Origin of the sequence: Candidatus Amarolinea aalborgensis, from assembly GCF_900491745.1 — a bacterium.
Classification (GTDB): domain Bacteria; phylum Chloroflexota; class Anaerolineae; order SSC4; family Amarolineaceae; genus Amarolinea; species Amarolinea aalborgensis.
In genome coordinates this window covers 109,041-121,670 of record NZ_UETR01000011.1, presented here as the reverse complement: position 1 = coordinate 121,670, position 12,630 = coordinate 109,041, and the positions used below count along the sequence as shown (strand labels likewise).

11 protein-coding genes are annotated in these 12,630 nt (G+C 61.7%); all 11 read left to right on the top strand.

All coding sequences use genetic code 11. The features are described 5' to 3' along the window. Window positions 1–154: 154 nt before the first annotated feature. The 11 genes from ACPQ6D_RS15060 to ACPQ6D_RS15010 all read left to right on the top strand — a co-directional run bounded on the left by ACPQ6D_RS15060 (window position 155) and on the right by ACPQ6D_RS15010 (window position 12,490). Window positions 155–2,083 (top strand): SdrD B-like domain-containing protein, encoded by a 1,929-nt coding sequence (locus tag ACPQ6D_RS15060; RefSeq protein WP_423225166.1) that lies wholly within the window; start codon window positions 155–157, stop codon window positions 2,081–2,083. Window positions 2,084–2,469: 386 nt separating this feature from the next. Next, window positions 2,470–4,572, top strand: coding sequence for a carboxypeptidase regulatory-like domain-containing protein (locus tag ACPQ6D_RS15055; protein ID WP_423225165.1), 2,103 nt, complete (start codon window positions 2,470–2,472; stop codon window positions 4,570–4,572). A 374-nt stretch (window positions 4,573–4,946) separates the two neighbouring features. Further along, window positions 4,947–6,869 carry a GAF domain-containing sensor histidine kinase gene (locus ACPQ6D_RS15050; RefSeq protein ID WP_423225164.1) on the top strand — a complete coding sequence of 641 codons (1,923 nt, stop codon included), beginning with the start codon at window positions 4,947–4,949 and terminating at the stop codon, window positions 6,867–6,869. A 7-nt stretch (window positions 6,870–6,876) separates the two neighbouring features. Further along, complete coding sequence (locus ACPQ6D_RS15045) at window positions 6,877–7,596, top strand: response regulator (RefSeq protein ID WP_423225163.1); 720 nt, start codon at window positions 6,877–6,879, stop codon at window positions 7,594–7,596. 255 nt (window positions 7,597–7,851) lie between these two features. Next, complete coding sequence (locus ACPQ6D_RS15040; RefSeq protein WP_423225162.1) at window positions 7,852–8,256, top strand: helix-turn-helix domain-containing protein; 405 nt, start codon at window positions 7,852–7,854, stop codon at window positions 8,254–8,256. Further along, complete coding sequence (locus ACPQ6D_RS15035) at window positions 8,253–8,915, top strand: SCO family protein (protein ID WP_423225161.1); 663 nt, start codon at window positions 8,253–8,255, stop codon at window positions 8,913–8,915. The genes ACPQ6D_RS15040 and ACPQ6D_RS15035 overlap by 4 nt, the downstream gene beginning before the upstream one ends. An 18-nt stretch (window positions 8,916–8,933) precedes the next feature. After that, window positions 8,934–9,566: an SCO family protein gene (locus ACPQ6D_RS15030; protein WP_423225160.1), complete on the top strand. Its 633-nt coding sequence runs from the start codon at window positions 8,934–8,936 to the stop codon at window positions 9,564–9,566. 111 nt (window positions 9,567–9,677) lie between these two features. Then, window positions 9,678–10,142: a copper chaperone PCu(A)C gene (locus tag ACPQ6D_RS15025; protein WP_423225159.1), complete on the top strand. Its 465-nt coding sequence runs from the start codon at window positions 9,678–9,680 to the stop codon at window positions 10,140–10,142. 42 nt (window positions 10,143–10,184) lie between these two features. After that, entirely contained in the window at window positions 10,185–10,295 is a 111-nt protein-coding gene (locus ACPQ6D_RS15020) for a cytochrome c oxidase subunit 2A (RefSeq protein WP_423225158.1), read from the top strand. Continuing rightward, complete coding sequence (locus ACPQ6D_RS15015; RefSeq protein ID WP_423225157.1) at window positions 10,292–10,771, top strand: cytochrome c oxidase subunit II; 480 nt, start codon at window positions 10,292–10,294, stop codon at window positions 10,769–10,771. The genes ACPQ6D_RS15020 and ACPQ6D_RS15015 overlap by 4 nt, the downstream gene beginning before the upstream one ends. A 75-nt stretch (window positions 10,772–10,846) precedes the next feature. Then, a complete protein-coding gene (locus tag ACPQ6D_RS15010; RefSeq protein ID WP_423225156.1) occupies window positions 10,847–12,490 on the top strand; it encodes a cbb3-type cytochrome c oxidase subunit I in 1,644 nt (547 codons plus the stop codon). Window positions 12,491–12,630 lie beyond the last annotated feature (140 nt).

Below are 12,630 nucleotides of genomic sequence, written 5' to 3'. Positions count from 1 at the left end.
TTGGGTTCGCCCCCCATCCCCCTCAGGAGCAAGCGCGGCAGTGGTCTGCGACCATTGCCGAAAGCTTACGGGTGTTCTTTGAATACCATCTCCACTGGATGATTGAGAAGATGCGCCAGATTCCACCTGTGTGGAGAGAAGGGAAATAGTTTTTATGAGAACTTTGCTTCGGCTCGTCATGATCGTGGCTGTCTTGATGGGAACAGCACTCCCATTGGTACACCCTCGCGTCACCCATGCGACCGGCGCCGGCGCCATCCAGGGAACACTCTTTTTTGACGCAAATGGGGACGGTGTACGCAACGCGGGCGAGACCGGCATCGAGACTGGTGCGAACGTAACGATTGAGATTCGCGACTTGGCGACTGGCGGTCAAGTTTTTCTTGCCAATACGACGACCAGCCTTGGTGGTGCGTACGCGATAAGCGGTCTCGATGCGAACGTCTATGTGGTCACCGAAGTCAACGCTCCATCCTTCGGCTACACGCGCACCACGCCCAACACCCGCCAGGTGGCGGTGGGCGGGACGCCGGTTACAGGAGTTGATTTCGGCGTCACCTTACTTCGTACGATCAGCGGCGTGGTCTTCGACGATGTCAACCAGAACGGAGTTCGCAACCTGGGTGAACCACCCATCCCCAATACCCTGGTTGACGTGTACCGGGATCTGAACACCAACGGTCTCATCGAAGAGGGTGAGCCGCTGGTCGGGTCAGGCGTCAGCAATGCCCAGGGCGTCTACGTGGTGACGCCGAGTCTCTGGCCTAACGTGTATGTGGTGCGTTTCCAGCCTCCCGCCGGCGTAGGCTCACCGACTCAAGTACCCGCTCCGATTGTGGGTCAGGACGGCGTGAGCGTCTATCGCTTGGACTTTGGGGTGATCACCGCTCACAGCGGCGCCGCCTCGGTGACCGGCAAGACCTGGAAAGATTTGGACGGCGACGAGATCATAGAGGATGGCGAGGGGGCGCTTCCCAATGTCGCCGTGGCGCTGATTCTTGACAGCAACGGGAACAATCAGATTGACCCCGGCGAGAGCGTCGCCGCGCAGGGCGTCAGCGACAACCAAGGCGTCTATACCCTGGGCAGTGTGGCGGGAGGCGCTTATGTGCTGCGTGTGAATGATCTGACGATCCCCGCCGGTTGGATTCCATCCTTTGACCCCAGTCTCCTAGCCTTCACCCTTGTCCTAGGGGAGACAAGGACCAATCTCGACCTCGGTTATTACGATCCGCTGGTGGTTGCGCCGATGCGTGCGGCCGATTGGAAGAACGAAATCCGCCGCACAGGTCGCCCACGCTACTCGGTGGCCGAAGTCAACGCGTTCATTGCGACGGCGCAAACGGCTTCGGTGGTTTTCCCGGAGATCGTACCTTTGGTAGATGCGCTGCTGCGCCCAACCCAAGGGGATGAAGGCCAGGCGCGCAAGGAGTATACGGCCCTGCAGCTCAACGTGGCGAGCGGCCGCCTGCTGGCGCGCACACCTATCCATCTGTCCACACTGACGACGGCGACGACCGTTGGCGGCGCGGTCGCGGAAATCGAGCGCTTGCTGAAACCCGCGGCCTCGCAGTTGAACACGACATATCGTCGCGTCAAAACCCTGGCCGAAACCTTGAACAAGGGAGAGGGTGTTGGCTACGGCCTGACCAACGTCTCGGCGGTCGCGAGTGCCACCTACCGGGGCGCCGATGTCACGTCCGCGCTGCGGCGCGGCGGCGATGTGATTGATTTGACGATGATGGATGGGCCGCTCTATCTGAAGCGTTGGAGCCCTGGCAACCTCGATCCTGCGATCAATGTGTTCCGTCCCCGCGTGCGCGTGCGCGTCAACACCTTCTACAACGGCGGCGTGCTCGATGCATTCCAGAAGCTCCCCACCGGGGAATTGGTCAGCCTGGGCACGATCGTGCCCCCGTTCTGGAACAAGGATGTCAAGACCGATTACACGTTTGATCTCTGGCGCGTCAGCACCCTGAGCGACCTGGTGAGCACGGAAATCCGCCTCGTCGCCCGCGATAGTGACGCCGGGACTGCGGCGCATATCAAGATTGACGCGGCCGAGATGGTCTTCGACTACTAGGCGGTTGATTGAAATCAACGGCAGTCGCCAGTCCGAGCGCAAGTAACATGCTCAGGACTTCTGCGCTCCCCGTCTAACCGCTCGAAACGGCACGTTTGAGCCAACGACGTCGGTCGCAGACCCAATGTTACGAAATTTCGAGGCTTTCACCATGCCCACATCAGCGCAAGATGTGGGCATGGTCTTGTTTACCAGAGGAGATGGCTATGCAATCGGCTCTTTCACGCGCTGCGGGGCGCGCTCACGGTAGATGCAACACGGGAAGTCCACGACAGGTGATACCATGCATGCGGCGGCGATGGGCGACATGGCTGCGATGGATACAAACCAATCATGCGCGGCGTAGGCTTGCAAGTCGCTGGCAACTCGTCATTTTCAATGCGTGGTTGCTTTTCAGTCTGCTGGGCTTGCCCCCTTCGCCGACTGCGGCTTCGGCGCTTCCCGCGGGCGAAACTCCGCACGCCGGCTACACGTGGGACATTCGCTGTGTGGACTGCCCGAAGGTCTTCGATGAGTTGAACACGCGCAGCCTGCGCCTGGATGCCAACGGCCGACCGCATATTGCCTACGGCGGCGACCATCTCTATTATGCCTGGAACGACGGCGTGGCCTGGCAGCGAGAAACGGTAGACAGCGCCATTCGGGTTGGCGCCAACGCCTCGCTGGCGTTGGACAGCAGCGGTCGGCCGCACATCGCCTACTTCGATGGCGCGAATCTTCACTTGAAGTATGCGAACAAAACTGGCAGCAGCTGGTTGATCCAGACGGTGGATGGTGCGGGAGACGTTGGTTCCAGCGCCGCCCTGGCCCTGGACAGCCTCAACCGGCCGCACATCGTGTATTACGACGACACCCATCGCAAGCTCAAATATGCGCGCTGGACTGGAATGCAGTGGGACATTCAGAGCATTGGCGCGGAGTCGGGAGTCATGCGCAGCATTTCGCTGGCGCTTGACAGCAGCGACCGCGCGCGCATCAGCTACTACGATGTGTACACTGCAGATCTGCGCTATGCGCGCTGGACCGGCGCGGATTGGGTGGTGCAGGTTGTGGACGCCGAGGGGGAGGTGGGCAGCGACACATCCCTGGCGCTTGACAGCAGCGGCAATCCGCACATCAGTTACTATGACAGCAGCAACGGCGACTTGAAGTATGCGCGCGGGATCGGCGCAGGTTGGCAAATTGAAATTGTGGACGGCGTGGGCGACGTCGGCGGCCATACGTCGCTGGCGCTGGACGGCGCGGCGCGCGCGTACATCAGCTACCGCGACTGGACCAACGGGGATCTGAAAATAGCGCAGCGCGTAGCGACCACGTGGGCGATTCAGACGGTTGATAGCCCAGATGATGTCGGGGCCTACACCTCGATTGCACTCGACGACAGCACGCGCCCTCGCATTTCTTACTACGACATGACCAACAATCGCTTGAAATATGCTGCGTGGACCGGCGTAGCCTGGGCCATAGATGTCGTGGACGTCGCGGGCAATGTCGGCGAAGCGACGGCGCTGGCGCTTGATCGCAGCGGCCGACCCCACATCAGCTACCGTGATAGTTATGCAAACGACCTCCAGTATGCGCGCTGGGGCGGCAGCGGTTGGTTGATCGAAACTGCGGACGGCGCAAACGGGACGGAAGTTGGCAGTCAAACCGCGATTGCGGTGAATTCAGCCAATCGGCCATTGATTGCCTACCTGGATGACACGAACGGCTCGCTCAAGTTGGCGCAGCGTATCGGCGAGGCCTGGCAGCTGCAGACGATTGACCACAGCGGCACGATCGGCAGCGGCATTTCGTTGGCTCTCGATTCCGCCGACCGGCCCCATGTCGCGTACGTTGACGCCGGCAGCGAAACCCTGAAGTTTGCCCGCTGGACCGGCGCGCTGTGGGATTTGCAGACCATTGACAGCGTTGGCGCCATTGGGTACGTTTCGATGGCGATTGACCGCGCGGATATCATTCTCGTGGGCTATTATGACGCTGTCAATGGCGACGTGAAAGTGGCGCGAGGTAAGGCCAATTATCCGTGGAGTATTCAGACCGTAGACAGCGACGGGGACGTGGGCGGTTACGTGTCTCTCGCGGTGGATATGTTGGGCAATCCTCACCTGGCCTACTACGATTGGACACAGTACGCGCTGAAGTATGCACGGCTGGCCGGTACAACGTGGATCGTGCAAACGGTTGCCAACACTGGCCTCGTCGGCTACACCGATCTGGCCCTGAACAGCCGCGATGCGCCGCTCATCGCTTTCTACGATGACAACGCCCACAGCCTCGATGTGGCCCAACTGCGGGGCGGCAGCTGGGACATCAGCACACTGGACAACGCGGGCGATGTGGGTCGTTACGTCTCCCTGGCGCTCGATCAAAGCAACTACGCATACGCAGCGTACTACGATACGACCAACGGCGATCTCAAGATGGCCCAGGGCACGCCGCCGACGAGCCTGCCCGTGTACATCCCACAGGTCATGCGCCGTCGTTGACCTTCATGCACCTGGGCGCGCGCACTTCCAGTGCGCCGGGCGCGCGCACCCAGGCGCGGCGGGGTGCATTTCAATTTCGGGGCGTAGCCCTAGAGGGGCTTGCACCTCGTAGCCGGATGGCCTTTGGCCTCCGGCGGGGTTGCTGGCCCGATAGTGCGCGCAACCAACACCGCCCGACCGTGAACGGATCGGGCTACAAGGTGGAAGGCCCTATCGGGCCTGACAACCGTCCGATCCGCCTTCATCCTGACATGCACCCAGGCGCGGCGAACGCCTTTGGCTTTTTGCGCGCAAACTGGTATACTGATCTTACTGTCCACTGTTTCTCACAATTCCGCCGGTCCAAAAACCGGTGATCAAGCGATGGATGAGGAATGTTCAATCAGGCCCTACGCCAACCAACCAGCACAGCTCCCGCCAACGGGGCGCGGCCCTCGCCGCTCTACGCCCAAGTGCGCCAATTACGCTGGCTGGCGCCGGCGGTCATCGTGGCCGTCGCCGCGCTCCACCAGGTGCTCATCCGTCTGCTGGTCACGCCGACCTGGCAAGGCGTGGCCGAACTTCTCCTCTTCAGCCTCTCCGGCACGGTTGTGACCTGGCTCGCATTGACCTGGATCGCCAACGCGATTGCGCGCCAGTCTGCCACGGAAGAGAGGCTGCGCCAGGCCTTTGCTGAGCTAGAATTCAACCACCAGAAGCTGCTCGCCATGCACGATCTGGAGCAGCGCGTGACCGCCGCCACCGATGAGCAGGCAGTCCTGGCCCTGGCCGCGCAGGCGCCGCTGCAGCTGACCAATGCGCGGGCCTCGACCGTCATCACCTTCGACGAAGACCGCGACCGCCTCAACCTGGACATGGCCTGGGGTCTCAGCGACCGCTACCTCAGCGGGCTGCGGCGCCGCCTGGATGGCGGGGTGGCGGCCGGTCGCTGCCGGACCTGTCAAGTGCTTAGAACTGAAGCTTCCAGCGACTGCCCTCTGTTCGTAGACCTGCACGACCTGGCGCGCGACGAGGGCATCAATTCCCTCATCTGCCTGCCCATCAACCACGAGCAGGAGCGCGTCGGCGTGATCTCGGCTTATTTTCCTTCCGCCGATGGCCCGCCAGAAGACCATGTGCGTTTGCTCAACATCCTCGGCACTTCGATCGCGGCGACGCTGGAAAGTCTGCGCGCCCGCGTGCGCCAAGTCGGCGCGCTGCATGCGCTTGACCGGGCTACGCAATCGCCGGCGACTGTGTCGCACGACCAGGTCAGCGAATTGGCGGCCCAAGTGCTCGACATCACCGCGGCCGGCTGGCAAGCGCAGACGGGTGGCCTGTTCCTGTTCGATACGGCGCGCCAGATGTGGACCTGCCAGGCGCGACGTGACTTGGGCGCGGATGTCAGCGACCCACGCTTTGGCCTGGCGCTCGAAATGGCAGCGCAGGCGTATGCCGCGGGCGCGCCGGTGATGGCGCCAGAATTGGGCGCCAGCGCGGGAGGCGGGCTGCTCTCTGCGGCCGCAGCGCCCCTGGCGACGGAAGGTCAAGTCTTCGGCGCCATATTCTTGGGCGCGCGACGCCGGCGCGCGTTCAGCCAACAGCACAGCGAACTCCTGACGACGATGGCGCATCAAATTGCCCTGGCGATTCGCCACGCGCAGCTCCTATCACAAGTGAACCAAATGGCCGTCTTGGAGGAGCGATACCGCCTTTCGCGCGAGATTCATGATGGCCTAGCGCAGACCCTGGGCTATCTAGGTTTACAAGCAGAGCGCCTGGAGCAGCTCATCCAGAGCGGCCGACAAGCCTCTGCGATGCAGGAGCTAGGCGAGCTGCGTCAATCAATCCGCGGGGCCTATGTGGATGTGCGCGAGGCGATTGACGGCCTGCGGCTGACGGCCGAAAAACCAGGCGCCATCACTGCCTGCCTGGCCGACTATACGGCAGATTTTGCGCGGCAAACCGGCATTGCCGCGCAGTTTAGCGCGGAGCCGCCAGGGATCGAGACCAACGCCACCACCGGTTTTCAACTCCTGCGCATTGCCCAGGAGGCCTTGACCAACGTGCGCAAACACGCGCAGGCCCGACAGGTCACCGTGGCGCTGCGCGCGGAGGGCGATCACTGCACCCTGGCTATCACCGATGACGGCCGCGGCTTTCCCACGATGAGCGACCCCAGCCGCATCTACCGCAGCCATGGTCTGGCCTCCATGCGCGAACGCGCCGAAGGCCTGGGCGGCGCGCTCACCATTGCCACCGGCCCCGACCAGGGCACCCGCCTGGCCGTTACGGTGCCGCTAACCACCCCCGTGTGAACATCTCATGATACGTATTGCCATCGCCGACGATCATCACCTCTTTCGGGAAGGCCTTGTGCGCATCCTCAATGACATGGACGGCCTGCATGTGGTCGCCAACGCCGGCAGCGGCGAAGAGATGCTGGCTGCTGTCGCGAAAGCGACGCCCGACCTGGTATTGATGGATGTCAACATGCCGGGCATGGGCGGGCTGGAAGCGGCGCGGCGGCTGCGTCAGGGCTATCCCGACCTGCCTATCCTGATGCTGACGGTCTCCGAGCGCGAAGAAGACCTGTTCACGGCCGTTCGGGCCGGCGCGCGCGGCTACCTGCTCAAAAACAGCACCAGCGCCGAACTGGTGGATGCCATTCAGCGCGTGTACGCTGGCGAAGCTGTGGTCAGCCCTGCGATGGCGATCAAGCTCTTGAATGAGTTTGCCACCCCCCGCTCCACTGCTGGCGCCGCGGAGCCGGACGAATTGACCGAGCGCGAGCGCGAGGTGCTGCAGTTCGTGGCGCGCGGCTTGAGCAATAAAGAAATTGCGGCCGCCCTATCCCTGTCGCCGCACACGATCAAGGCCCACCTGGGCAGCATTCTGGACAAGCTGCACCTGCGCAGCCGCGCCGAGGCGGCCGCCTGGGCCGTGCGCGCAGGGCTTTCTGGCGTTTCTGCTCCGGCAGGGTCTGCGACTATCCCGCCTGCCAGGGGCGATGGCGTTCGCACCCCACCGGCAAGCCACAAGTGAGCTTTTCCTCCCCCCTTTCGCTCGGCAAGGTCTGCGAGCCTGCTCACGGCGCGCGCATCCGCGGGCAAGCCTCCTTCGAGCGGCGCCGCGGGCGGCGCTGACTCATGAGCGAACGCCAGGATTAGCCCATTTGGACTATGCCCAGCGCCAATGGCTTAGCCAGATGGCTACCCAGTAGGCAGCCGTTTTTCTATCCTCTACTCTCTCCCTCTGGGCGACGACAGACGCAGCTGCTTGTGTCACAATGAACCTACCATGAGCGTACAGGTATTTTTGATCGGACATGGCCTCTTTCGTGACGGGCTGGCGCGGCTGCTGGCGTCCGAACCGTCGGTCGTCATCGTCGGCGCGGCCGATACGTGGGCCGAGGCCGAAAATTTGCTGTTGTCCATGCAGCCAGATACGCTGATTGTAGATCATGCGGCGCCAGAGTTACGCCAGGATGACCTGGCGCCGCTGTTGGTCGGCGCCGCGGCGCGCCGGGTAATTTATGTCACCTTGACTGACAACACGATGGTGGTGCACGAGCGTCAGGCTCGCACCCGCGCCACGGTTCCCAACCTGCTGCGCGTCCTGCGCAAGTCAGCGGCGGGGCCAACCGTAGCCACAAGGGACAGCCGTTCGAGCCGGCCGCCGCAACAACCGCGAGTTGCACCATGAAGCTTTTCATGCGCGTGCTCTACCTGACTGGCGGACTCCTGATTGCCTCGGTTTTGGCCTTCGCCACGCTGCAGCCGATCAAAGTGCTGCCGCGCATCAAGCTGGCGCCTGCCTTTGCCCTGCGCGATCAGACTGGCGCCGCGCTCACCAGCGAAGACCTGCGCGGCCAGCTCGTACTCTACAACATCACATACACCGGCTGCCAGGCGCCTTGTCCGCAGACGGCCGCCACCCTACGCGCCGTGCAACAACGCCTGGGCGCCGCCAACACGCAGAGCATCCCGGTCAAACTGGTGACGATATCCTTCGATCCCGACCATGACTCGCAGGCGGTCCTGGCAGCCTACGCAGACCGCGAGCGCGCGGACCCGGCCGTTTGGCGTGTGGCAACGGGCGATCCTGCGGCGCTCAAAGTCGCCATCGGCGATGGTTTCAGCCTCTACTACGCGCCCCAGGCCGATGGCTCTTTTTCTTTCGATCCTGCTTTCTTCCTGGTGGACGGCTGGGGCATCCTGCGTGCGGAGTATCGCACGGCCGAGCCGGGGATTGATCGCATCATGCGTGACATGGCGTTGATCGCCAGCGAAGTGCAAAACAGCACGGGCGCAGGTAAGGTAGCCTATGAGGCTGCGCACCTGTTCCTGTGTTATGCCAAGTGAGATAGAGAGGAACTGCCTATGCAGCCCGTGATGGCCCGGCGCCAAGGCGTCGCGCCGCGATGGATTTGGCCCGCCGCCCTGGCCCTGTTGGTTCTCGCGATTGTGGTTGCAATCCGTTTTCTGAATCCACCCCATACGTGGGCTGGAATGTTCATGGAGCCGCCCATGCCCGTCAACGATTTCTCGTTGACCGCCGCGGGCGACAAACCGGTGCGCATCTCTGATTTTCGCGGCAAACTGGTCGCACTCTATTTTGGCTACACCTACTGCCCTGACGTCTGCCCCACGACGCTGGCCGAGCTGGCCGCGGCCATGCATGACCTGGGCGCTGACGCACAGCAGGTGCAGGTAGTTTTTGTGTCCGTTGATCCCGACCGCGATACGCCTGCACGCCTGGCGGAATACGTGGCGAATTTCGATCCGTCATTCATTGGCATTACCGGCTCACCCGCGCAGATTGCCGCGGCGGCGACGCCTTTAGGCATCTATTACAAAGCGCATGAGGGCACCGCGGCCACCGGTTATCTCATTGATCATACAGCCACCGTGCTCGTGCTTGATCGGCAGGGCAGCATCCGCCTGCTGATCCCCTTCGGCGCCACTGGGGCCGAGATCGCAGGCGATCTGCGCGCGCTCCTACGGATGAATTGATTCCCTGATCGTGAAGATGAACGCCTGTTGTGCCCAGGTGAGTCGAGATCGAGCCAGGCGCTGCTCGCCTGGCGTCACGGTAAGAAAGAGCAGCAAAGGAGAAGGAAGCGAATGAAAACAATGAGACGCTCATGGCTCGTCGTAGGCGTTGTCCTGGTATTGACCATGCTTCTTGCTGCGTGCAGCGCCGCGCCGGCCGCACCGCAGATCAAGGTCGAAGAAGCCTGGGGAAGACCGTCCACGCAGATGATGATGACCGGCGCGTTCTACATGAACCTGAAAAACTCCGGCGGCGCAGCCGACAAATTGACCGGGGTTACCTCAACGGCCTGCGGCGTCGTTGAACTGCACGAAACGTACAAGACCGCGGAAGGCGCCATGGGCATGCGCCCCGTGCCGGGCGGGTTCATCGAAATACCGGCCGGCAAGACCATTGAGTTGAAGCCCGGCGGCATGCATGTCATGTGCATTGACAAAAAGGAAGCCTTCGCGCCCGGCGCAAAAGTGCCGCTGACGCTGAAGTTCGAGACGAGTGGAGAGATCAAGCTCGACGTTGACATCCGTCAGCCCGAGTAAGGTTCCGCAGCTGTAGGTGAGGATCAGAGAGGAGAAAAAGTCATGGAAGCACCGAAGGGAACACTGGCTGTTTTGGCGATCTACTTGTTGTTGATCATCGCTTTATGGGGCAGCGCCTATCTGATCATGTTGGCGCGAGGAGTCACGCAATGATACATGTTGATCCCTACGAGAAGCTATGGATTTATGTTGCGGCGGCCATGCTGTTGATCTTTGGGGCCGCGATCACCGTCTCAGCGTTCGCCACCGGCATTCAGGTGCCATCGCCTGAAATGCGCGTGGATCCACGCCTCGTCGCCACACCAGGCGCCACCTCGTTCGGCGAACCTGGCCTGCGCGAACTGGCGCCGGGGAAATTCGAGGCGCGTCTGTTGGCCCAAACCTGGTCGTTCAAACCGAACGAGATCAAAGTCAAAGCTGGCTCCAAAGTGACATTCTACGTCACCAGCAAGGATGTCATGCATGGCTTCCACATTGACGAAACCAACGTCAATTTCATGATCATTCCAGGCCAGGTTTCCAAGCTGTCGCACACCTTCGACAAGCCCGGCACGTACAAGATCATCTGCCATGAATACTGCGGCATTGGTCACCAAACCATGTTTGCGCAGATTATCGTGGAACCGTAAGCACGGAGCCGCCGGCATGATCGCAAGCCAGTTCTCATCATTCGCCCTTGATATCTTTTGTCGTGAGGTTACGATATGACTCAAAACTTTCCTCGTGCCAATCGTTTCACCGCCTGGCATATCGGCATTGCCATGGCCGCGCTGGCCATCGGCGGTCTCATCGGCCCATTCCAGAAGCTGGAACATAACGGCATCAACCTCTATGGCCTCTTGCGGCCTCTTGGGATTCAAAGCTACTACCAGGGGTTGACGCTGCACGCCGTGCTCAATGCCCTGGTCTGGACAACCTTCTTTATCACCGGGTTTCTCACCTTCACCACGAGCTACAGCTTGAAAAAAGAAGTCGTCAAGCCGATCGTGCATACGATTGCCCTGGTGGTGATGGTATTGGGTCTGGTGTTGGCATCCATCGCTCTGCTGACCAACCAGGCCACGGTGCTCTTCACGTTTTACCCTCCGCTGAAAGCTTCGGCGCTGTTCTATATCGGTCTGACCCTGGTGGTCGTTGGTTCATGGGCGGTTGGCTGGGGCATCATCATCACCTGGCGCGCCTGGCGGCGTGAGAACCCTAAGGAGCGCACCCCGTTCATTGCCTTTGGTTCGCTCATCACGATGGTTCTGTGGCAGATTGCCACCCTGGGCATCGCCGTGGAAATGCTTTTCCAGCTCATTCCCTGGTCACTAGGCCTGGTGCAAGGCATTGACCCGCAGTTGGCGCGCACCTTCTTCTGGTTCACCGGCCACCCGTTGGTCTATTTCTGGCTGCTGCCCGTCTACATCTCCTGGTACGGGATGATTCCAAAACAGGTGGGCGGCAAGTTGTTCAGCGAACCGCTGGCGCGCCTTGCCTTCTGGCTCTTCCTGGTTCTTTCCACGCCGCTTGGCTTCCATCATCAATACACCGATCCTGGCATTCCCGCGGCCTGGAAGTACATTCATGCCATCCTGACGTATGCGGTGTTCTTCCCCAGCGTCTTGACCGCCTTCAACGTCATCGCCTCGATGGAAATCGGCGGCCGCGCACGCGGCGGCAAAGGCCTCTTGGGCTGGATTCGCGCGCTGCCCTGGGGTGAACCTTCCTTCGTTGCGCAGAACCTGGCCATGATCCTCTTTGCCTTTGGCGGCATCAGCGGTCTGACCAACGCGTCGTACAACCTCAACCTGGTCATTCACAACACCATGTGGGTGCCCGGCCACTTTCACCTGACCGTGGGCAGCGCCACCACCCTGGGTTTCATGGGCATTACGTACTGGCTGCTGCCCAAGCTGACCGGCAAAGAACTGTTCAGCAAGCGCGCGGCCCTGTGGCAAGCGTGGACCTGGTTCGTGGGCATGGTCTTGATGAGCAACGGGCTGCACATCCTGGGCCTGCGCTACGGCGTGCCGCGGCGCACCATGCTGGGCGTGGCGCCGTACCTGTCGCCCGAATGGAGTCCCTTCATGATCGAAGCCCTGATTGGCGCTCTGATCCTGCTCGTCAGCGGCGCGCTCTACTATGTCAACGTAGTCGGCACCGTGACTTCCAAGCGCAAACTCACCAAGCCGGTGGAGATGCCCGTGGCCGAGGCGCTGGACCCAGGGCCGACGCCCGCCTGGTTGGAAAACTGGCGCCCCTGGCTGGCCGGCACCATCATCCTGATCATCATCAGCTACGGCCCCATGCTTTTCCAGCTCATCTCCCAGGCGCAGTCCACCTCGCCTGGCTTTAGAGTCTGGTAGGCGCTTGATCATCCCTGATGAACGTGCCAGCGGGGTGAGGGAGACGCGTCTCCTCCACCCCGCTCGTTTTTGTCCTCCGCCCTGTCATCGCCAGGCGCCGTCGTAACCTGCGGCGGCAAGGTCCGCATCCTCACTCTCCG